Source organism: Limimaricola variabilis, assembly GCF_014195545.1.
Taxonomy (GTDB): Bacteria; Pseudomonadota; Alphaproteobacteria; order Rhodobacterales; family Rhodobacteraceae; genus Limimaricola; species Limimaricola variabilis.
Window position 1 is genome coordinate 24,534 of the sequence record NZ_JACIBX010000008.1, and the last position, 21,202, is coordinate 45,735.

20 protein-coding genes are annotated in these 21,202 nt (G+C 68.1%); 8 read left to right on the forward strand and 12 right to left on the reverse strand.

What is annotated here, in order from left to right:
• Nucleotides 1-34: 34 nt before the first annotated feature.
• The gene (locus FHS00_RS11155) at nucleotides 35-445 is read right to left on the reverse strand and encodes a hypothetical protein (RefSeq protein ID WP_183473253.1); all 411 of its coding nucleotides are present in this window, start codon (nucleotides 443-445) and stop codon (nucleotides 35-37) included.
• 192 nt (nucleotides 446-637) lie between these two features.
• Between FHS00_RS11155 and FHS00_RS11160 the strand changes: the two genes are divergently transcribed.
• Nucleotides 638-1,033 (forward strand): hypothetical protein, encoded by a 396-nt coding sequence (locus tag FHS00_RS11160; RefSeq protein ID WP_183473256.1) that lies wholly within the window; start codon nucleotides 638-640, stop codon nucleotides 1,031-1,033.
• A gap of 1 nt (nucleotide 1,034) precedes the next feature.
• On the opposite strand, the gene FHS00_RS11165 is transcribed toward FHS00_RS11160, so the two are convergent.
• Nucleotides 1,035-2,177, reverse strand: a complete 1,143-nt coding sequence (locus tag FHS00_RS11165; RefSeq protein ID WP_183473259.1) for a THUMP domain-containing class I SAM-dependent RNA methyltransferase — start codon at nucleotides 2,175-2,177, stop codon at nucleotides 1,035-1,037.
• 231 nt (nucleotides 2,178-2,408) lie between these two features.
• On the opposite strand from FHS00_RS11165, the gene FHS00_RS11170 reads away from it, so the two are divergent.
• Together FHS00_RS11170 and FHS00_RS11175 are read left to right on the forward strand one after the other, a co-directional pair.
• Complete coding sequence (locus tag FHS00_RS11170) at nucleotides 2,409-3,590, forward strand: ammonium transporter (RefSeq protein ID WP_183473262.1); 1,182 nt, start codon at nucleotides 2,409-2,411, stop codon at nucleotides 3,588-3,590.
• Nucleotides 3,591-3,666: 76 nt separating this feature from the next.
• Entirely contained in the window at nucleotides 3,667-4,038 is a 372-nt protein-coding gene (locus FHS00_RS11175) for a rhodanese-like domain-containing protein (RefSeq protein ID WP_183473265.1), read from the forward strand.
• A 55-nt stretch (nucleotides 4,039-4,093) separates the two neighbouring features.
• Here FHS00_RS11175 and FHS00_RS11180 read toward each other — a convergent pair whose 3' ends face one another.
• Nucleotides 4,094-4,888, reverse strand: coding sequence for an SDR family NAD(P)-dependent oxidoreductase (locus FHS00_RS11180; protein ID WP_183473268.1), 795 nt, complete (start codon nucleotides 4,886-4,888; stop codon nucleotides 4,094-4,096).
• A 146-nt stretch (nucleotides 4,889-5,034) separates the two neighbouring features.
• Between FHS00_RS11180 and treZ the strand changes: the two genes are divergently transcribed.
• The 3 genes from treZ to glgX all read left to right on the forward strand — a co-directional run bounded on the left by treZ (nucleotide 5,035) and on the right by glgX (nucleotide 11,468).
• A complete protein-coding gene (gene treZ, locus FHS00_RS11185) occupies nucleotides 5,035-6,792 on the forward strand; it encodes a malto-oligosyltrehalose trehalohydrolase (protein WP_183473271.1) in 1,758 nt (585 codons plus the stop codon).
• A complete protein-coding gene (treY, locus tag FHS00_RS11190; RefSeq protein ID WP_183473274.1) occupies nucleotides 6,789-9,194 on the forward strand; it encodes a malto-oligosyltrehalose synthase in 2,406 nt (801 codons plus the stop codon). Before treZ ends, treY begins: the two co-directional genes overlap by 4 nt.
• Before the next feature lie 153 nt (nucleotides 9,195-9,347).
• Nucleotides 9,348-11,468 (forward strand): glycogen debranching protein GlgX, encoded by a 2,121-nt coding sequence (gene glgX, locus FHS00_RS11195; protein ID WP_183473277.1) that lies wholly within the window; start codon nucleotides 9,348-9,350, stop codon nucleotides 11,466-11,468.
• A gap of 270 nt (nucleotides 11,469-11,738) precedes the next feature.
• Here glgX and FHS00_RS11200 read toward each other — a convergent pair whose 3' ends face one another.
• Nucleotides 11,739-12,971, reverse strand: a complete 1,233-nt coding sequence (locus FHS00_RS11200) for an MFS transporter (protein WP_183473280.1) — start codon at nucleotides 12,969-12,971, stop codon at nucleotides 11,739-11,741.
• A gap of 248 nt (nucleotides 12,972-13,219) precedes the next feature.
• A complete protein-coding gene (locus FHS00_RS11205) occupies nucleotides 13,220-14,527 on the reverse strand; it encodes a dihydrolipoyl dehydrogenase family protein (RefSeq protein WP_183473283.1) in 1,308 nt (435 codons plus the stop codon).
• A 158-nt stretch (nucleotides 14,528-14,685) separates the two neighbouring features.
• Between FHS00_RS11205 and FHS00_RS11210 the strand changes: the two genes are divergently transcribed.
• Nucleotides 14,686-15,540, forward strand: a complete 855-nt coding sequence (locus tag FHS00_RS11210) for an SDR family oxidoreductase (protein WP_183473286.1) — start codon at nucleotides 14,686-14,688, stop codon at nucleotides 15,538-15,540.
• A gap of 31 nt (nucleotides 15,541-15,571) precedes the next feature.
• Here FHS00_RS11210 and FHS00_RS11215 read toward each other — a convergent pair whose 3' ends face one another.
• Nucleotides 15,572-16,027 carry a GNAT family N-acetyltransferase gene (locus tag FHS00_RS11215; protein ID WP_183473290.1) on the reverse strand — a complete coding sequence of 152 codons (456 nt, stop codon included), beginning with the start codon at nucleotides 16,025-16,027 and terminating at the stop codon, nucleotides 15,572-15,574.
• Between the two features lie 44 nt (nucleotides 16,028-16,071).
• Complete coding sequence (locus FHS00_RS11220) at nucleotides 16,072-16,881, reverse strand: division plane positioning ATPase MipZ (protein WP_183473293.1); 810 nt, start codon at nucleotides 16,879-16,881, stop codon at nucleotides 16,072-16,074.
• Nucleotides 16,882-17,253: 372 nt separating this feature from the next.
• Between FHS00_RS11220 and FHS00_RS11225 the strand changes: the two genes are divergently transcribed.
• Nucleotides 17,254-18,525 carry a DEAD/DEAH box helicase gene (locus FHS00_RS11225; protein WP_183473296.1) on the forward strand — a complete coding sequence of 424 codons (1,272 nt, stop codon included), beginning with the start codon at nucleotides 17,254-17,256 and terminating at the stop codon, nucleotides 18,523-18,525.
• 58 nt (nucleotides 18,526-18,583) lie between these two features.
• Here FHS00_RS11225 and FHS00_RS11230 read toward each other — a convergent pair whose 3' ends face one another.
• From FHS00_RS11230 to FHS00_RS11250, 5 genes are all read right to left on the reverse strand, one after another.
• Nucleotides 18,584-19,126, reverse strand: a complete 543-nt coding sequence (locus FHS00_RS11230) for a hypothetical protein (RefSeq protein WP_183473299.1) — start codon at nucleotides 19,124-19,126, stop codon at nucleotides 18,584-18,586.
• 247 nt (nucleotides 19,127-19,373) lie between these two features.
• A complete protein-coding gene (gene rpmE / locus FHS00_RS11235) occupies nucleotides 19,374-19,595 on the reverse strand; it encodes a 50S ribosomal protein L31 (protein ID WP_183473302.1) in 222 nt (73 codons plus the stop codon).
• 11 nt (nucleotides 19,596-19,606) lie between these two features.
• Complete coding sequence (rplS, locus tag FHS00_RS11240) at nucleotides 19,607-19,999, reverse strand: 50S ribosomal protein L19 (protein WP_183473305.1); 393 nt, start codon at nucleotides 19,997-19,999, stop codon at nucleotides 19,607-19,609.
• 51 nt (nucleotides 20,000-20,050) lie between these two features.
• Nucleotides 20,051-20,881, reverse strand: a complete 831-nt coding sequence (trmD, locus tag FHS00_RS11245) for a tRNA (guanosine(37)-N1)-methyltransferase TrmD (protein WP_183473308.1) — start codon at nucleotides 20,879-20,881, stop codon at nucleotides 20,051-20,053.
• 75 nt (nucleotides 20,882-20,956) lie between these two features.
• Complete coding sequence (locus FHS00_RS11250) at nucleotides 20,957-21,121, reverse strand: DUF1328 family protein (protein WP_183473311.1); 165 nt, start codon at nucleotides 21,119-21,121, stop codon at nucleotides 20,957-20,959.
• Nucleotides 21,122-21,202 lie beyond the last annotated feature (81 nt).

Genomic DNA, 21,202 nt, shown 5'->3' on the forward strand with positions numbered 1-21,202 from the left:
CTCGTCTCTCTCCGCCGGGAGAGGTGAAGCGCGCTCAGTCGTCGCCGAGGCCCAGATTGCGGACCACCCGCATTCCCGCCGCGGCGTCGGCGAGGGCATCGATCGCGAACATGGCGGCCATGAAGGCGGCCATGCAGATGGCATAGTTGACGCCGGTCTGGATCAGCCGCTTGCGACGCGTGTCGGTGCGCGCGAAGAGCGGGATCTCGGGGCGCAGCAGGAAGACAGAGGCGAGATAGGCGAAGAGCAATGCCGAGAGCGCCCAGTGCAACAGCCGAAATCCCAAGAGCTCGGTCTCGATGGCGATCAACCGCGCCAAACCGACCAGCAGCCCCCAGCGCAGGACGGTGAAGATCTCGGTCGCGATCGCTTCCAGCCGGGTGCCGAAGGCACGGCGGAATCGATCCTCTGAGAGATGATCCAGCAGGGACCGGATCGAGGCCATGATCGCATCCTCCTCGGAGGGGGCAGGTCGGGCCCGACCATTGAACACCTTTCGCGCAGGAGCGCATAGCCCGGAGCGACGACGGAATCTGGCCTCCGCCTCCGCTCCCCGCACGGCAGGGTTGTTTTTTGTGCGTCAGGTCCCTGTTCGAGAGACCAGGCCGCCCTAATTCCCGCGCGAGGAGGATTGGGCATGGAAGCGGCTATGGTGGAGGATGCGGACGGCCTCGAGATGGTGGACGCCGCAGGCGTGGCGCACAGGCTGCGGCGCTGGGTTCCGCTTGGCGGGCGGCTGGCGCAGTCCTGGAGCGAGGCGGGCCGGATCGTGGGCTGCCGGGAAGGGCAGCGCATACTCTACCCGCTTTGTCAGTTCGATACCGAGGGGCTGCCCTTGCCGCAGATGCACGAGGTGATCGCGGCGCTGCGGCCATGGCTGTCGGAGACGGAGATCGTCGCCTGGCTCGGCACGCCCTGTCCGGATCTGTCGGGGAGCCGGCCGGCGGAGTGCCTGACGACGCTGCCGGATGCGGTGCTGCACGCGGCGCGGCGCGCCGCCGACCCGGCGCGGGTCGTCACGGCGGCGGAGTAGCTCAGCCCAGCGGCGGGGCGGTGAACAGCGTGATCCTGAGCCCGCCATGCGGGATCGGCGGCCCCCAGGCCTTCAGCGGCAGGCCGGTGGCCCGTGCCAGTCCCGGCTCGCTGGTGACGATCCCGACCCGCCAGCCCCGAAACTCGCGGCGCAGCGTTTCGCCCAGCGCCCCGTGCAGCGCGTAGAGCAGCTTCTTGTTGCCGATCCGACCGCCATAGGGCGGGTTGACCATGACAAGGCCAGGCGGTCCTTCGGGGGGACGCGCGTCGCTCACCGCCGCATGGCGGAAGGTGACGTTCTCGGCGAGCCCAGCGCGCTCGGCATTGGCGGTCGCACCTGCCACCGCGCCCGCATCGCGGTCCGACCCGGCGAACCGCAGTTCGGTCGATACCGGGGCGGGCAGGTTGTCGCGCAATGCGGCATAGCGCTGGGCATCGAAGCTCGCCAGCCGTTCGAAGGCAAAGCTCCGTGCCGCCCCGGCGGGCTGACCGCTGGCGATCGCCGCCGCCTCGAGCACGAAGGTGCCCGAGCCGCACATCGGATCGTAGACAGGCTGGTCGCCGCGATAGCCGCAGGCGCGCAGCATGAGCGCCGCCAGCGTTTCGCGCATCGGCGCCTTGCCGACGAACTGCTTGGTGCCGCGCCGATGCAGCGGCGCGCCGGAGCTGTCGATCGAAAAGGCGACCGCATTGTCCTCGATCCGTACCCGCAGGGTAAGCGGCGCCTCGGCCGTCTCTTCCTCGTCCTCGTTCCCGGGCCCCACGATGCGGGCGCCGAAGTCGGTGAGTGCTGCCTCGATACGCTGCTTGGCGGCCCCGGCATGGTAGATCTTGGAGCGGCGGCAGACCGCCTCGACCCGCACCGCCTCGCCGGGATGCAGGATCTCCTGCCAGGGAAACTTGCGCGACCGCTTGTCGAGCTGGGCGAGGTGAAAGGCCATGAAGCCGCCGATCCCGACGGTTACCCGGCCCGCGCCCCGCAGCACGAGATTGGCGCGCCAGACCTCGTCCCAGCCGCCGCGCGTGGTCACCCCGCCCGGCACCGTGACCGGATCGACGAAGCCCTTCTCGCGCGCTTCGTCGGCCAGCAGCTGTTCCAGACCCGGCGGGGCCTGCAGGAATATCTCGAGGGGTGCATCGCTCATGCGGCCTCCCTTAGCGGCTCGCAGGCGGGCGCGCGACGGGAATCTCGCGCATTTGCCGGGTTTCGGGAGGGCCGCGCAAACGTGCAGGCGAGGTCGCATTGCGCCTGTTTATTGTGCGGTTAACGAATTGCCCCCTGATCGCGCAGCGTCACGAGGCGTCGCCGTTTATTTGGTCGATCCCATCGGCTTTCTCGCCTCAACCCTCGCGGATTGGCGGAAGGAGCCTACGAGATGAATGGAGCGGATACGGCCTGGATCATCACGGCCACGGCGCTGGTACTGTTCATGACCCTCCCGGGTCTGGCGCTGTTCTATGGCGGGCTGGTGCGCTCCCGCAACGTGTTGAGCGTGTTCATGCATTGCTACGCCATCGCCTGCCTGATGAGCGTGCTGTGGTTCCTGCTGGGCTACTCGATCGCCTTCGGCCCGGGCGAGGGCGGGCTCTGGGGCGGGCTGGGCAAGGCGCTGCTCGCGGGCGTCGATGCCGACAGCCTCGCCGGCACGCTGCCCGAGGTGCTTTTCTTCGCCTTCCAGATGACCTTCGCGATCATCACCCCGGCGCTGATCGTCGGTGCCTATGTCGAGCGCGCGGGCTTCGGCTTCGTGCTGCTGTTCTCGGCGCTGTGGATGCTGATCGTCTACGCGCCGGTGGTGCACTGGATCTGGGGCGGCGGCATGCTGGCCGATGGCGGCATCTTCGGCGAAACGGGCGTCCGCGACTTCGCGGGCGGCATCGTGGTGCACGAGACCGCCGGCATCGCGGCGCTGCTGCTGGCGATGTTTCTCGGTCCGCGCCGCAACACCACCACCCCGCCGCACAACCCCGGCTACGTGATGATCGGCGCGGCGATGCTCTGGGTCGGCTGGTTCGGCTTCAACGGCGGCAGCCAGCTTGCCGCCGATGGCGGCGCGGCGATGGCGATCACCGTCACCCATCTTTCGGCCGCGACCGCCTCGCTCACCTGGGCGCTGTGGGAACGGATCAAGTTCGGCAAGGCCTCTCTCGTGGGCCTCGTCACCGGCACCATCGCCGGCCTCGCCTCGATCACCCCGGCCTCCGGCTTCGTGGGCCCCGTCGAGGCGCTGATCATCGGCGCGGTGGCGGGCGTTCTGTGCCAGGAGGCCGTGCACCTGTTCCGGGTAAAGCTGAAGATCGACGACTCGCTCGACGTCTTCGCGGTGCATGGCGTGGGCGGCATCTTCGGCACGATCATGATCGCGGTCTTCGGCGTCGGCACGTGGGCGGCACAGCTCGGCGGTCTCGCCGTGGTCGGGATCTGGACCGTGGTGGCGACGGTGGTGCTGATCAGGCTGGTGGGCCTCGTAACGCCGCTCCGGGTCAGCCGCGACATCGAGACCGAGGGGCTCGACCTCGCGGTGCATGGCGAGCGGGCCTACGACGCCGCCTCTTGAGGGCGGCCCGCGACAGGCTAGATTTCGCGGCGCGGCACCCCGGGGTGTCGCGCCGTTTTCAATTCAGGGGGCATCCATGAAGACCGCCAAGGACTATCTCGACGAGGCCAACGCGCAGGTCACGCGCATCCCGGCCCAGGAGGCGATCAAGAAGCACGGCACCGACGCGCTCTTCGTCGACGTGCGCGATTCCGGCGCCATCGCCAAGACCGGCACCATCAAGGGTGCGTTGCACGCGCCGCGCGGCTTCATCGAGTTCATAGCCGACGAGAACAGCCAGTACCACGATCCGAAGTTCCGCAAGGATGCCGACATCCACCTCGTCTGCGGCGCGGGCGGGCAGGCGGCACTCGCGGGCAAGACCCTCAAGGAGATGGGTTTCCAGAAGGTCACCAACATCGGTGGCATCGGCGACTGGAAGGAAGCCGGCGGCCCGATGGAGGAATGATCCGGCACGGATCGCAGGGCAGGGGCCGGGCCGATGGCGCGGCCCCTTTTGCGCGTCAGATGTTCATCGTGCCGACCGAGCCGCCATCGACCCGGTAGGCCGACCCCACGGTGAAGCTGGCACGATCCGAGCACAGCAGCGCAATGACCGGGGCGACCTCCTCCACCTTGCCGCGCCGGCCCAGCGTCAGGAAGGGGCGCTCCTCCTTGAGGAAGCTTTCGATCGCCTCGTCCCGGCTCACGCCCAGTTCTTCGGCGCGCTTGTCCATCATGCCGTCGGTCATCGGCGTCTCGATGAAGGCGGGCGAGACGGTGTTGAACAGCACGCCCTTGGGTGCGTAGGGCATCGAGACGCATTTGGTGAAGTTCAGCAGCGCCGCCTTGGCGGCGTTGTAGACGGCCTCGTCGGCATAGGGCTGCACCGCGTTCTCGGAGGTCACGAAGACCACCCGGCCCCAACCCTTGTCGACCATGTGCGGCACCAGCGCGCGGCTGAGGCGCACGGCGGACATGAAGTCGATCTCCCAGGCCTCCATCCAGTCGTCATCGGTCATCTCCAGCGGATCACCCTTGGCGCCGGTGACGCCCGCGGCATGGACGAGGATGTCGCAGCCACCCTCCTGCGCCATGCGATCGGCGAGCTTCGCGATGTCACCGGTATCGGTCAGGTCCGCGGCCATGTGGCCGCCGAGCCCGTCGATCTCGGCCGCGGCGCTGTCAAGTTCCTCGGCGTCGATATCGCTCAGGAACGGTATCGCGCCCTCGTCGATCAGCAGCCGTGCCACCTCCTTGCCCATGCCGCCGGAGCCGCCCGTGATCAGCGCCCGCTTGCCCTTGATACCCAGTTCCATGTTCCATTCCTTGATTGGAGATGGCCTTTCAGCCTGTCGGCGGGTCAAGAGCAGGGCCACAGGAGATGTTCCCCGATATCGGTGGGACGGAACGGAACCGCCCCCTGTGCTGACCCGTTCGCGTCAGAGGGCCAGAGAGGACGATCATGAGCACGCACACGCCGCCCGCGCGGGGCAACACGTCATCGCAATCGCGCTGGGGCGCACATCGTGACGGCGAGCGGTGGCGCTTCGGCCTCTGGGCGCCATCCGCCAAGACCGTCGCGTTGTGGCTCGACGGCGCCGAGACCGCGATGGAGCGGGATGACGACGGCTTCTGGAGCGTCACCGCCCCGGCGGAGACGGGTCAGGACTATGCCTTCGTGATTGATGGCGAGCGTCGCCCCGACCCGGCCGCCCGGCAGCAGGCGGGCGACGTGCACGGGTCCTCGCGGCTCGTCGATCCGGGTGCGCGCGAATGGTCGGGGGGCTGGAAGGGCCGGCCCTGGGAAGACGCGGTCGTCTACGAGATGCATGTCGGCCTCTTCACGCCGGAGGGCACATTCAAGGCCGCTGCGGCCAAAATGAAGGACCTCGCCGCGCTCGGCATCACCGCGATCGAGCTCATGCCGGTGGGCCAATGGCAGGGCGCGCGCGGTTGGGGCTATGACGGCGTGCTGCCCTATGCGCCGCACCCCTCCTATGGCACGCCAGAGGAAATGCAGGAGATGGTCGAGGCGGCCCAGGCCGCCGGGCTGATGGTGATCCTCGACGTGGTCTACAACCATTTCGGCCCCGACGGTGCCTATCTGCACGCCTATGCGCCCGAGTTCTTCGAGGAGGAGCGGCACACGCCCTGGGGCGCGGCCATCGATTTCACCGAGCCGGCAGTACGCGAGTTCTTCATCGAGAACGCGCTCTACTGGCTGCGCGATTACCGGCTCGACGGGCTCAGGCTCGACGCGGTGCACCAGATCATCGATCCCTCGCCGCACCATGTGCTGGTCGAACTGGGCGAGCGGGTGCGCGACGCGGGGCTGGACCGGCCCGTCCACCTGATCACCGAGGACGAGCGCAACGAGCCGGAGCTGCGCGATACCGGCTGCTATGTCGCGAGCTGGAACGACGATTATCACCACTCGGTGCATGTCGCCCTGACCGGCGAGAGCGAGGGCTATTACGCTCCCTTCGCGCATGACCCGATCGGCGACCTCGTGCTGGCGCTGACCCGTGGCCATGTCGAGGAGGGCCAGCCGCGCCATGGCAAGGAGACCCGGCGCGGCCGTCCCGCCGGGCACCTGCCCTGGACCGCCTTCGTCAACTCCAACCAGACCCATGACCAGGTCGGCAACCGGGCGCTGGGCGAACGGCTGATCTCGCTGTCGGACCCGCGCGGGGTCGAGGTCGCGCATGCGCTGCTGCTGACCGCGCCCTTCGTCCCGATGCTGTTCATGGGGGAAGAGGTGGGCGAAACCGCGCCCTTCCTGTTCTTCTGCGATCACGACGGCGAACTGGCGCGGCTCACCCGAGAGGGGCGGGCCCGCGAGTTCAAGGACTTCCTGAGCTTCGGCGAGGAAGTGCCCGATCCGAACGCAAAGCAGACCTTCGAGGCCTCTCGCCCGTTCGAGGGGGATGCCGACCAGATGGAACATTGGCGCGATCTCACGCGGCGCTTGCTGTCGCTGCGTGCGGAGCGCATCGTGCCCTTGATGAAGTCGGGCCGCGCCGGTCCCGCACGCGTTACCCGCACCGGGCCGCGCGCGATCTCGGCATGCTGGCCCTTCGCTAAGGGGGAACTCGTGGCCCGGATCAATCTCGGATCGCCACCCGACACCACGCCCACCTCCGAACCGGAGGATTTCACCCTGGGCGACGTTGCCGTCGACCCTTTTGCCTTCGCCCTGACCGTGAGCCCGCATAAATGACCACGACCAAGCTTCCCCGCGCCACCTACCGTCTGCAGCTGCGCGAGGGCGTCGATTTCGACACGGTGCGCCGGCTCGTGCCCTATCTTGCCGGGCTGGGGATCAGCCACCTCTACCTGTCGCCGATCTTCACCGCCGCCTCGGGCTCGACCCACGGCTATGACGTGACCAACCCGGCCGAGATCGACCCCTGCCTCGGCGGGCGAGAAGGCTTCGACGCGCTGGCGCAGGCGGCCAAGGCGGCGGGCCTCGGCATCATCCTCGACATCGTGCCCAACCACACGGCCTTCCACCTCGAGAACCCCTGGCTGCGCGACGTGCTGCGTCACGGCCAGGACAGCCGTTATGCCAGCCATTTCGACATCGATTGGAGCAAGGGGCGGCTGGTGCTGCCCTTCCTCGGCCAGCCCTTCGAGGAGATGCTCGAGGCTGGGGCCTTCCGGCTCGAGGCGGGCGAGGAGGGACCGCAGCTCGCCACCGAATATTTCGCCGTGCCGATGGCCAAGGGCACCCTGCCGCCCGAGGATCAGCGCCGCGACCCCGAGGCGATCCGCGAGGCGCATGCCGCGCAGCCCTGGCGGCTGACGCATTGGGAATACGAGCGTGACGGCGTCACCCATCGGCGGTTCTTCAACGTGACCGGTCTGATCGGCATGCGGGTCGAGGACGAGACGGTGTTCGACGACATGCATGCGCTGCTCTTCGACCTGCTCGACAGGGATCAGGTGCAGGGCATCCGGCTCGATCACATCGACGGGCTGGCCGATCCGGCCGCCTATCTGCACCGGCTGCGCGAGCGGGTCGGCGACACGCCGGTCTGGATCGAGAAGATTCTCACCGGCGACGAGACGGTGCCGTCGGACTGGCCGATCGAGGGGACCACCGGCTACGAGGCGGCGCGCGCCATCGCCCGCATCCTCGCCGACGCCGAAGGCCTGTCGCGGCTCGACGAGAGCTGGCGCCGCGAGACCGGGCGCGAGGGCAGCTTCCACGACGCGCTGCTCAAGGCCAAGCACGAGGTGATCCGCCAAGAACTGGCGGCAGAGCTGCACCAGCTGATCGACATGGCGCGGATCGCCGTCGGTCCCGAGGACGCGCTCGAGATCGGCGACGAGGCGCTGCGCGAGGCGATCATCGCGCTGCTCGTCGCCTTCCCGCGCTACCGGACCTACTTTGCCGAAGGAAAGGCGCCCACCGAGGAAGAGCGGGCGCTGATGGAGAAGGTGGCCGAAGAGGCCGGGGAGGGGCTGCGTTCGGACGCCACGGTCAAGCGCATCGCGGGCTTCATCACCGACCCCGAGACCTCCGAGGAACGGGCGCTGCAGGTCCGTTTCCAGCAGGTCACCGGCGCGCTGCTGGCCAAGGCGCATGAGGATACGGCGGGCTTCCGCTGGAACCGCTTCATCGCCGCCAACGAGGTCGGCGCCGACCCCGACGCGCCGACCGTCTCGCCCGAGGAGCTGTCTGGATGGATGCAGCGCCGCGCCGCGTCGGAGATGACGCTCACCTCGACCCACGACACCAAGCGCTCCGAGGATGCACGGATGCGGCTGGTGGCGATCAGCCATCTGCCCGAGGCCTTCCTCGCACTGTGGGACAACAGCGAGAGTGTCGAGGGCGCGCGCGACATCGACCCGAACCTGCGCTGGTACATCCTGCAGACCCTGCTGGCGATGTGGGAGGAAGGACGCGACGACATCGCCGAGCGGCTCGGCCAGCATGTCGAGAAGGCGATGCGCGAGGCCAAGGAGGTCACCACCTGGACGCATCCCGACGCCGATGCCGAGGCCGCGGCGCAGCGTTTCGCCAAGGCGCTGGCGCGAGCCTGGGAGGGCGAGCTGCCCGCGGGCGCGGGCCAGCTGATGGCACGCGGCGAGGCGCTGTCGCTGGCACAGACGGCGATGAAGCTGGTCATGCCCGGCATCCCCGACATCTATCAGGGGACCGAGGTCGGGGCCTTCCAGCTCACCGATCCCGACAACCGCATGGCCGTGGATTTCCGCGCCATCGCGACGCTGGCCACCAAGGGCGCGCCGGAGTGCTTCCAAGGCGAATTGGCGCTGGACGAGATCCCCGGGCCCGCCGCGACCGACGGACCCGCGCCGGAGCCGATGCCCGAACAGGACAGCTTCGCGGGCCGCAAGGCGCGGCTGATCTGCGCGGGTCTGGCGCTGCGACGCGCGCGGCCCGGATTCTTCGAGACCGCCGATGTGCGGGTCGAGGCGCCGACCGCGCAATCCCTGCTGTTGGTGCGCGAGGGTGGCGAGGGTCGGCTCGAGTTGCGCATTGACCGGCAGGGCCATGCCCCGGAGGCGCCGCGCGGCGGCGAGCCGGTCTGGCCGCGCCACGAGGCGGACGGGGACGCCGCGATCCGGCTGGATTGGTTCGCAGCCGAAAGCTGACCGAGGAACCGCTTGGGTTCGGTCGGCGTTGCCGCAGGAGCCTCCCCACGGTCGGGGGCGTGTTCGCGCGCCTCCTCCCCCTATTCTCCCGGCGCCACCGCGCCGGTCATCCGCGCCGCCCGTCGGGCGCCGCCATGGAGTTCAGACATCCCGATGGCCAAGGACACCCATCCGAACCTGCCCGCTTTCGATTTGGCCGCGTCGCGGTCGGACGAGCTGGGCGCCAATTATGACGGCTACGGCACCAATTTCGCGCTCTGGTCCGACAACGCGACCCGCGTGCAGCTGTGCCTCTTCGATGACGAGGGCAAGGAGCAGATCGCCTGTCTCGACCTGCCCCGCATGGAAGGCGGGGTCTGGCATGGCTACCTGCCCGATATCGGGCCGGGCCAGGTTTACGGCTACCGCGTGCACGGCCCTTGGGCGCCAGAGCAGGGGCACCGCTTCAACCCCAACAAGCTGCTGCTTGACCCCTATGCCTGCGAATTGATCGGCGAGATCAAGTGGGATCCGGCGCTGTTCGGCTACACCCAGCCGGGCGACGACCTGCAGGGGCCGGACCCGCGTGACAGCGCGCCCTTCATGCCCAAGGGCGTGGTGGTCGATACCGATTTCGATTGGGAGGCCGACAGCGCGCTGCGCCGCCGCTGGCAGAACGGGCTGATCTACGAAACCCATGTGAAGGGCGCGACGATGCGCCACCCGGACGTCCCCGAGGAGGATCGCGGCACCTTTGCAGGCCTCGCCTCGGACGCCTTCATCGATCACCTGACCCGGATCGGCGCCAGCGCGGTCGAGCTGCTGCCGATCCACGCTTTCGCCAATGATGGGCATCTGGTCGACAAGGGGCTGTCGAACTACTGGGGCTACAACACGCTCTCCTTCTTCGCGCCGCACAAGCCCTATCTGAAATCGGGCTTCTACCGCGAGGTGAAGCAGGCGGTGAAGAAGTTCCACGCCGCCGGTCTCGAGGTGATCCTCGACGTGGTCTACAACCACACCTGCGAAGGCAACGAGATGGGGCCGACGCTGTCGTTCCGCGGCATCGACAACGCCTCCTACTACCTCCTGTCGCCCGAGAACCCGCGCCACAGCTTCGACACCACCGGCACCGGCAACACGCTCAACGTGGCGCATCCGATGGTGCTGCGCATGGTGCTCGACAGCCTGCGCTACTGGGTGCAGGTGATGCATGTCGACGGCTTCCGCTTCGACCTCGCCTCCACGCTGGGGCGCGAGGCGCAGGGCTTCGAGCGCGAGGGGTCGTTCTTCGCCGCGATCCGCCAGGATCCGGTGCTCTCCAAGGTCAAGCTGATCGCCGAGCCTTGGGATATCGGCGATGGCGGCTACCAGGTCGGCGGTTTCCCGTGGCCGTTCCGCGAATGGAACGACAAGGCGCGCGACGACATCCGCGCCTTCTGGCGCCGTGACAAGGGGCTGGTCCCGGCGATGGCCGAACGGCTCACCGGCTCGCCGGTGCAGTTCAACCACTCGCATCGTCCGGCAACATCCTCGATCAACTTCATCGCCGCGCATGACGGCTTCACCCTGTGGGACACGGTGTCCTACAACGAGAAGCACAACGAGGCGAATGGCGAGGACGGCAAGGACGGCCATTCCAACAACCTCTCCGACAACATGGGTGTCGAGGGCGCGACCGATGACGAGACCGTCAATGAAAGCCGCGTCCGCCGGGTCAAGGCGATGCTCGCCACGCTGCTGATGAGCCAGGGCGTGCCGATGATCCTCGCCGGTGACGATTTCGGCCAGACCCAGGACGGCAACAACAACGCCTATTGCCAGGACAACGAAATCACCTGGCTCGACTGGGAGAACAAGCGCGAGGAGATCACCCGCGCGGTGGCCGACCTCATGGCCTTCCGCAAGGGGGAGGGCGGCTTGGCGCGGCTGCGCTTTGCCCGCGCGCCCGAGGACGCCCCCGATGGCGGTCCGACCGTCACTTGGCGCCACCCCGAGGGTCGGCGCATGGAGCCGGGCGACTGGGAGAACCCCGATCTCGATTGCTTCGGGATGCGGCTGGTGCCGCATGCCGAGGGGCGCGAGGTGATGGTGGTGCTGAACTCGGGCGACAATTGCGAGTTCAAGCTGCCCAAGGGCGGATGGCGCCGGGCCATCGACACGACGCTCGATCCGGTTAGCTGCGATCTGCCCGAGCAGGGCGTTGTCGGCGTCGGCTGGCAGTCGGTCGCCGTCTGGGTGCCGGACCCGGAGGCCGCGGCCGCCGAAGAGGCGGAAGCCGAAGACGAGGTCTAAGGCCGAGGCGTGGCGGGCCCGGGTCCGCCACGCAGATTTGAGGGTCAAAAGTCTGAGGTCTCCGGATGGCATGTTCCGGAAACAGAGACATACCTTTAGCGCCTACCGGAAAAACCCCGGTAGGCGTTTTGCTTGGCAGTCCTAGGATCGACAGTCTTTAAAGGGGGTACCGGGGCGTTCCCCCGCATCAACGTCCATTGCAAAACATGCCCGGCGCTTCTTGGCGGATTGACCAGCCATTTGCTCAATCAGGCAAGCAGCCAAATCTGTTCACGTGCCCTTTCGCGACCGCTCCGTGCCAATGACGACCGCGGCGAGGCCCGCCGCCCCGGCGATCAGCACGACAAACAAGGCCATGTAGCCAGTCAGTGCCACCAAGCCGGAAGCCAGGAGCGATGCGCCGGTCGCTGCCAGCGTGCCATATACGTAAGACTTGCTCGAAATGGCGCTGATCTCCTCGGCGGAAAAAAAGCGCAGTTGGGCGTAATACGCCACCATGAACAGGATGTTCGACACGACATGCGCGGCGAAGGTCAGCCCGTAGGCAAGCGACGCGGAGGCGGTGGCCCAGATCGCGAAATAGAGGCCGCAATAGGCCAGCAGGCAGCCCGGGAGCAGCAATGGCATCCGGGCGAGACGGTCGAGCGACAGGGGTCGTGCCACGATCGGACCTGCGATCTGGCCAAAGGCACGCACCACCAGGAAGACCAGCACCGGCGAGAACGCCATGCCTATGTCGCTGCCGTCGAAATCCTTGGCGTCGATGATTGCTGGGCCGAGACTCATCAGCGGCCCGCCAAAGGCCGCGAGGATCGGTCCGATCCAGAAGGCGCGCCGCTGCAACGGGGCGAGATCGCCGAGCACTGGCTCGGGCGCGTCTCGTTCGGGGCGATGGGCGAAGCGTTCGGGGCCGCGCCGGATCAGCAGACAGAACGCCACATAGGCCACGGCAAAGGTGAGGGCGTCGATCAGCAGCAGCCGCTCCGGATCGACAGCCGACAACAGCACCGTGCCGCCAACCATGCCGAGCAGCGTTTGCGCCGAGAAGGCGATGGTATCGACCGAAGCGAGCGCCTCCAATTCGTCTTCGCGGAAGTTCTTTCGGTCGTAGAGCGACTGGTAGCCCGCCAGGAAACCCGTCGCGGCTGATACGGCCATCTCGCTGAACAGCAGCAGGAACAGGTTGCCCTGATCGTAGCCGATCCAGGTCACGAGCAGGGCTGCCGTCGCAACCAGGGTCGAGCCGCGCAGGGCCGAGCCGATGTCGAAGAGGTGCCGGTAGAACCGCGCCGCCTGCGCCGCGAGAAGCCCGGGCAGCAGCCCGAGAACGTAGATCAAGGCATAGATCGGTGCCCCGGCATCGGCCTCCGACACGGTCTTGTATATGACGAGGCCCGTGAAGACGCTGCCGACGAGGCTCAGCGTCTGCGCGGCGGTCAGGGTGAGGTAACTTGGGTGGCGTGCCAGCAGTGCGAAAGGCCCGGAAATGGCATCTGTCGACATGTCATCCATTCCTGACGCTGCATCCGGAAGCCAGCTAGGCGCTTTCGAGATGAATGGATGTCATGCGAGAGAATGCGCCGCAACTCTCGATCGACGTACCTGCTTCGGGTATCAACCCCATGTTGATGGGCCGAAGTATCGATTGTGGCTGAGAAACTAATGTGAACCCGGCCAGTGTGTTCGGGCTCCCGGAACGTGCCAATCTCCGGGAGCGGCGGCTTTCTCGGTTTATGGGAGGAGGCGGGCGGTCAGCCCATCGCCTCTTCCGACGTCGAGGGATGCACGCCCAGCGCCCGGCGCATGCTGTCCCGGTCGGGGCGGTGCAGCAGCATCTGCGCGGCCCAGGCGATCGCCTCATGCGCGCCCTCGGCCACCAGCGAGACCGAGGTGACGGCCTGCTCCGATCCGCCAAGCCCGTAGTAATCCTGCGGCGCATCGGCCCGCAGCGCCGCCGAGAGCGGCGCCAGCGCGTTCCCTTCGAAGATGGCCTCCTTCGCTGGCTGTCCGACCTCTGCTACGGGCGGCAGGATGAAGGCGGTGGTGGCGACATGGCGCAGTTCGACGGGCGGGCGATGCGCGCCGAAAAGCTGTCGCGCCAAGGTCTCGCCATCGCTCGACGCCACTGGTGTCAGCGGCAGCCGATCGGCGCAGTCGCCCACCGCATGCAGCCCCGGCAGCGATGTCTCGAAGCTCTCATCGACCTTCACCACGCCTTTATCGGTCAGCGCCACGCGCTCCTTCAGATCGCCGAGTGCCTCGAGATTGGGGGCGCGGCCGGTGGCGGCGACGACCTTTTCGACCTTCAGCGTGGTCTCGGCGTCGAGCACCAGTTCCAGCCCGTCTTCGCCCTTGCGCACCGCCTCGGGGGTGCAGCCGGTGATGATCCGGATGCCCTGCGCCACCATGTTGGCCTGGCCCACCTTCGCGGCGGGCTCCGAGAACTCGGTCAGCACCCGGTCGGTATCGGTGACGAGCGTCACCCGCACGCCCAGCGCGGCGTGGATCGCCGCCATCTCGCAGCCGATATAGCCGCCGCCGATGATCGCCATGTCGCGCGGCAGCGCGGTCCAGTTCAGCACCGCATCGCTGTCACAGGCAAGCTCCGCCCCCTGCATATCGGGTTTGACCGGCCGACCCCCCGTGGCCAAGACGACGCGCGGCGCATGCAGCCTCTGGCCCGAGATCGTGACCTCGCCCGGCGCGGTCAGTTCGGCGGTGTCCTCGATGAGCGTGACACCTGCCTCCCGGAGCTTGTCGCGATAGCTTTGCCGGATGCTTTCCAGCTTATCACCCCGGGCGGCGCAGAACCGCGCGAGATCCACCTGCGGCACCGGGCCGAGGAGCCCCGCCCGCGTCAGCCCCGCGCTCCGGTGCAGCGCATCGGCCATGGTCCAGAGCATCTTCTTGGGTACGCAGCCACGATTGACGCAGGTGCCGCCCAGCTCGGCCCGCTCGATCAGCGCCACCTTCGCGCCGAGGTCTGCCGCGTGGCGGGCAAAGGACAGCCCGGCCGAGCCGCCGCCGATGACGATCGCGTCGTATTCCGTATCCACCATGCGCCATGCTCCTTGTGCCGGTCAGGTGGGCAACCGGGGGCTGGGGCGACGGGTTCCGCCCGGGCCGGCGGACAGCCGCGCGCGCGCAGCCCCTGCCGGAACCGCGCCCAGCCGCCACCGTTGTTCGCAGGAACGCCCAAGCGACAGGGGAGACAGCCATGAGCGAACCCGAACACGTGCCTGCACAGAGCCAGGACACCATGCCCGGCAACGAACACGAGATGCATCCTGCCCCCGACTACACCCCCCGCCATCCCGGCGTCGGCAAGCTGAAGGGTAAGGTGGCGCTGGTCACTGGCGGTGACAGCGGCATCGGCCGCGCCGTCTCGGTGCTCTTCGCCCGCGAAGGGGCGAAGGTCGCGATCGCCTATCTCGAAGAGGATCGCGACGCCGAGGATACGAAGAAGCTGGTCGAGGCGGAGGGCTCCGAGGCGCTGCTGATCCGCGGCGATCTCGGCCAGAAGGCGCATTGCGAGAGCGCCGTGGCCAAGACCGTCGAGCGCTTCGGTCAGCTCGACATCCTGATCGTCAACGCCGCGCAGCAATGGCTCGACGACGGGCTGGAGGACATCTCGGAAGAGCGGCTGCGCCGCACGGTCGACAGCAACGTGATGCACCCGATGTTCATCACCCAGGCCGCGCTGCCGCATCTCAAGGAGGGCGACGCGATCGTCTACACGACCTCGGTGAACGCCTTCAAAGGCAATGCCGGGCTCGTCACCTACTCGACCACGCGCGGCGCGACGCTGGCGCTGTCGCGTTCCATGGCCAGCGCGCTGGCCGAGAAGGGCATCCGCGTCAACGCCGTGGCGCCGGGGCCGATCTGGACGCCGTTCATCCCCGGCTCCATGCCGCCCGAGATGGTCGAGGATTTCGGTGCCGACACGCCGCTCGGCCGGCCCGGCCAGCCTTGGGAGGTGGCCACCGCCTACCTGTTCCTCGCCTCGTCCGACGGCAATTACTTCACCGGTCAAACCCTGCACCCGAACGGCGGCAAGATCGTCGGCGCGTGATGCGATTGAGAGGGCGCTTCGGCGCCCTCTTTTACGTCAGGTCGAAACGCTTGCGGATGCGGTCGACCGGAGTGCCGTCCGAGAGCGGCACGGCGTGAAGCCGGTCCCAATCCTCGAAGCCCATGGCGGTGTAATAGGCGAGCCCGGCGGCGTTGTCGGCCCGGATCGTGGCGTCGATCGCGACGATGCCAGCCGCCCGCGCCGCCGCGCGCGTGGCGGCGAACATCCTGCCGCCGATGCCCCGGCCCTCCATCCCCGGCGCCACGAAGCTCGCGATCACCGCCCAGCCATCGGGGAGCGGGTCGTCCGGGTCGCCTGCGCGTACGAGGCTCTGGAATCCCGTGATGCGGCCCTCGACCTCGGCCACGACGCAGCTCACCAGCATCGGCGGCGCGAGGTAGTGATGCAGCATCCGCTCCGCGTCGAAGGGGCGGCGATGCGCCGTGCTGCCACCGGCGGCGATCAGCGGGTTGAGGACGGCGCACATCGCCTCGGCGTCGCCGGGCGTGGCCGGGCGGATCAGGGGCGTGCTCAGAACTCCACCTCGACACCCGGCAGGTCCAGCGCCCGCATCAGGTCGCGCAGCTCCTGCCGCGCCGCCACGTTGGAGATGTTGAGCTGGCTGACCCCGACATCGCGTAGATCGAGAAGCGTCAGGCCACGCGGAAACAGCTCGCGAAAGATCACCCGCTCGTTGAAGCCGGGCGCGGAGCGAAAGCCGATCCGCTCCGACAGGCGCTTGATCGCGCTCTCCATGCGCTGCTTGTTGACCATCTGCTGCGCGCCGAGCCGGTTCCTGAGCACCACCCAATCGATCGGGTCGAGCCCGGCCTGCGCCCTGAGCTGCCGCGCGCTCCAGACCATTTCCGAATAGACCGACGGGCCGAGGATCGTTTCGCCGTCATTGTCGATCTTGGCCAGCAGGTCGAAGTCGACGAAGCTGTCATTGAGCGGCGTGACTAGGGTGTCGGCCAGCGAATGCGCGACCTGGCTGAGCCGGGTGTGGCTGCCGGGGCAGTCGATCAGGATGAAATCGCTGTCATCCTCGAGCTGCGCCACCGCCGCCGACAGCCGGTGATCGGAGAGGTTCTCGCCTGGCTGCAGCGTCGCGGCGTCGATCTCCGGCAGTTCGACATGGGCGGGGGAGGGCAGGTCGAGCCCGGCGCGCTGGCAGTAGCGGCGGCGGTTCTCGATGTAGCGGCCCAGCGATTTCTGTCGCAGGTCGAGATCGAGCGTGCCGATCTTGTGGCCCATCCGCGCCAGCGCCGTGGCGACATGCATGGCGACGGTTGATTTGCCCGCGCCGCCCTTCTCGTTGCCCACGACGATGATATGCGCCATGTGTCCCGTCCCCTCCGGCCACGAGGGGCCGTATCCGCACTGCTTTCGGGGTAGGGGATGGTGGAGAGCCGCGCAAGTGTCGGGGCGGATCTGCGGGCCTGCCCATTGACTTGTGCGGCTTTCGGGTCCATCTGCCAGTCCAAGACCGAAGCGCTTGGCCCGCGTGAGCAGCCGCGCCGCCCCCGCAGGATCTGCGCTGGCGCCCGCACCGCTTCGGATCTCAGGTTCCCATTTCACGCAAGGGGCCGCGTCCTGTCGGCGCGTGGGCATTCGGCCCCGCGTGAGTACAAGGGCGCAACCCGACCGTCGACCCGCATGCCGCGGGTCTGCGCCCATGCCGCGGTGCGTTTCGCGCCGCTTACAAGGATGCACATGGATTTCGACATGCTGGGGCTCGCGCCCCGTCTCGTTTCCGCCCTCGCCGAGCAGGGCATCACCGACCCGACCCCGATCCAGACCCAGGCGATCCCGCACGCCATGAACGGCCGCGACGTGATGGGTCTCGCCCAGACCGGCACCGGCAAGACCGCGGCCTTCGGCCTGCCGATGATCGACCGGCTGATCAAGTCGGGCGGCAAGCCCGCGCCGAAATCGGCCCGCGCCCTGGTGCTGGCGCCGACCCGCGAGCTGGCCAAGCAGATCGCCGACAACCTCGAGGCCTATACCCGTGGCAGCCATCTCAAGACCGTACTGGTCGTGGGCGGCGCCGGGATCAATGGCCAGATCAAGCGCATGGAAGGCGGCACCAGCCTGCTGGTCGCCACGCCGGGCCGTCTGATCGACCTTCTCGACCGCCGCGCCGTGAACCTGAGCCAGACCGAGTTCCTGGTGCTCGACGAGGCCGACCAGATGCTCGACATGGGCTTTATCCACGCGCTGCGCCGGATCGCGCCGCTGCTGCCGAAAGAGCGGCAGACCATGCTGTTCTCGGCCACCATGCCCAAGCAGATGGAAGAGCTGGCGCAGGCCTATCTGACCGACGCCGTGCGCGTGCAGGTCAACCCACCGGGCAAGGCGGCCGACAAGATCGACCAGTCGATCCACTTCGTCGCGAAGGCCGCCAAGACCGAGGTTCTGGTCGAACTGCTGGACCAGCATCGTGACGAGCTCGCGCTGGTCTTCGGCCGCACCAAGCACGGCATGGAGAAGCTGTCCAAGCAGCTCGCCGCCGCCGGCTTCGCCGCCGCCGCGATCCATGGCAACAAGAGCCAGGGCCAGCGCGAGCGGGCGATCCGCGACTTCCGCGAGGGCCGGGTCCGGGTGCTGGTCGCCACCGACGTCGCCGCGCGCGGCATCGACATCCCAGGCGTGCGCCACGTCTATAACTACGAGCTGCCGAACGTGGCCGAGAACTACGTCCACCGGATCGGCCGCACCGCACGCGCCGGGGCCGATGGCCGCGCCGTGGCGCTCTGCGCGCCCGACGAGATGGGCGAGCTCAAGGATATCGAAAAGGCGATGAAGGCCGAGATTCCGGTGGCGTCCGGCACCCGTTGGGACCCGGTCGAGCCCGAGAAGAAGCCGCGCCGCGGCGGCGGGGGCGGCGGACGCCGCTTCGGCGGTGGTGCGCCCAAGCCGGAAGGCGTGGGGGCCAAGCCGGGCCGCCCGAACCGGCGGCGCAGGCCCGCGCGCAAGGCCGCCTGAAACGACGAACGCCGCCCCTCGGGGCGGCGTTCGCGTATCTGGGAAAGGCGGTCGCCGTTCAGAGATCGAGATCGACATATTCCCGGGGCTGCGTCGCGCCGAGCAGCCGGGCCCGCAGCGCCACGCATTGATCGGCGGTGACGATGTCGAAGCCGCCCGATGCCGCGCGCGCCCGATGCTTGCTGGCCAGCGCGCCGCCCGGGCGCGCCGCCTGTGCCGCGCCGAAGGCGGCGGCGATGCCCGACCAGGGATCGGTGCGGGTCAGCTCGTCCCATTGAGCGACCAGCGCCCGGCCCCGGCCCTCGGCCAGCGCCTTGGACACCAGCTGCGCGTTGGGGGCCAGCGCCCAGACTTCGCGCATGGGTGCGTCGCGGCGGGCGCTCGCGTCATGAAAAGTGCTGTAGGCGGTAGCATCGGGATCGCGCATCGCGCGCGGCCGGGCGGCAGCCTTGTGCATGCCGTAGGCTGTGCGGCCCATTGTGGCTTTTTCGTGGCGGCCGCGAGGCTCCACGGGCGGTACCTTGCCCAGAATACGCATCATCTCGTGATGATCGATCAGGTGGGCTTTGTCGCCGAAGGCCTGGGCGCCGGAATGTTGCATCGAAAAGCCTCCGAAATGACACATTTGCCATGGTGTAGCAGGGCTTAACGCAGTGCGACACAATTGGATGCTTATTGTTGCCCGGAAAACGCCATATTCGGGGGGCGTTTCGCCATTGTTCTGCCAAAAGGCCTATTGCGAGGGAGAATGGGGCAAATTGCGCGCCCGAACCTCGCCGCATTTGCGCCACAAACGCAAAACGCCGCCCCGAAGGGCGGCGTCGCACGATTCGCGCAGGGCGCGAGAATCAGAAGCCGAGACCGGCGTACTTGTTCTTGAACTTCGACACGCGGCCGCCGGCGTCCATCAGACGCGAGGTGCCACCGGTCCAAGCGGGGTGCACCGACGGATCGATGTCGAGCGCGAGCTGGTCGCCCTCTTTGCCCCAGGTCGACTTCATCTGGACGACGGTGCCGTCGGTCATCTTGACGTCGATGATGTGGTAGTCGGGATGGATATCCGCTTTCATCTCGGCGCTCCTCAGGCCTGGGCCGCGGCCGTGTCGGCCTTGGGCTTGTAGTTGCTGACTTCGGCGATACGGGCCGATTTGCCGCGACGCGAACGCAGGTAGTAGAGCTTCGCGCGGCGCACGCGGCCACGACGCACCACCTCGATCGAGTCGATGTTGGTCGAGTAGAGCGGGAAGACGCGCTCGACGCCCTCGCCGAACGAAATTTTGCGCACGGTGAACGAGCCAGCGATGCCCGAGCCGTTCTTGCGGCTGATGCAGACGCCTTCGTACATCTGCACGCGGGTGCGGGTGCCCTCGGTCACCTTGTAGCCGACGCGCACGGTGTCACCGGCCTTGAAGTCGGGAATGGTCTTTCCCAGCGAAGCGATCTGCTCCGCTTCGAGCTGTGCGATCAGGTCCATGCCTGTCACTCCTTGATTGCTCGCGGTTATCCCGCGACGTTGCTCGCAACCTCAGAGCTCTCGGTCTTCATCCGGGTCCGTGCCGCGCTGTGCGCAATACGCCCGCCAGAGATCAGGTCGCCGTTCTTTCGTCAGCCTCTCGGCCATCTCCCGGCGCCAGTCGGTGATCTTCGCGTGATGCCCCGAGAGAAGAACCTCGGGTATCGCGCGACCCTTCCAGAGCGCGGGCTTGGTGTATTGCGGGTGTTCGAGGAGACCATGGGAGAAGGATTCCTCCTCCGTGGACGCCTGATTCCCCAGCACGCGCGGTATAAGGCGCACGGTGGCATCGATCAAGGCCTGCGCGGCGATCTCTCCGCCGGTCAGGACGAAATCCCCGAGCGAGACCTCGAGGACGCCGTGCTCCTCGATCACCCGTTCGTCCACCCCCTCGAAGCGGCCGCACAGCAGGATCACCCCGTCGGCCTGGCTCAGCTCCCGCGCCAGCGCCTGGTCGAAGCGGCGGCCGCGCGGGGAGAGATAGATGACCGGGGTGACCCCCTTGGCCCGCGATTTCGCGTCCTCGATCGCCCGGCCGACAATGTCGGGGCGCAGCACCATGCCGGCACCGCCGCCGGCGGGGGTGTCGTCGACATTGCGATGCTTGCCCTCGCCATAGGGGCGCAGGTCGATCGGCTGCAGCTGCCACAGCCCGTCCTTCAGCGCCTTGCCGGTCAGGCTTTCGCCCAGCACGCCGGGGAAGGCCTGCGGGAACAGGGTGATGACCTGCGCGGTCCAGGCCCCGGCGAGGTCGGGATGATCGGTCATCAACTCGCGCGGGCGGGCCGAGGGGCGGGCGCTGAGCCGGCCGGCGGCGCGGGAGGGGGGAGGGGTGTCGCTCATGGCGACGGGTCCTAGCGCAAAGCGGGCCGCCGGGAAAGAACCGGCGGCCCGCATCGCGTCGTCATGCGCGCGGAATCAGGTCGCGAGACCGATCACCCCGAACAGCACCAGCAGGAACAGCACCAGCGCGATGATGGCGAGCCATTTGGCACCGGTGAGCGCGGCGCCGGAGATACGCCCCATGCCGAGCAGGCCGGCGACGGCGGCGATGGCGAGAAGGATGAGAATCCATTCGATCATGGTCGAGCCTTTCCGTTGTCGGGCGGAAAAACTCCGCCGCTTCAACGGCTCAACACGACGCCCCGGGCGCGGTTCCGCCCC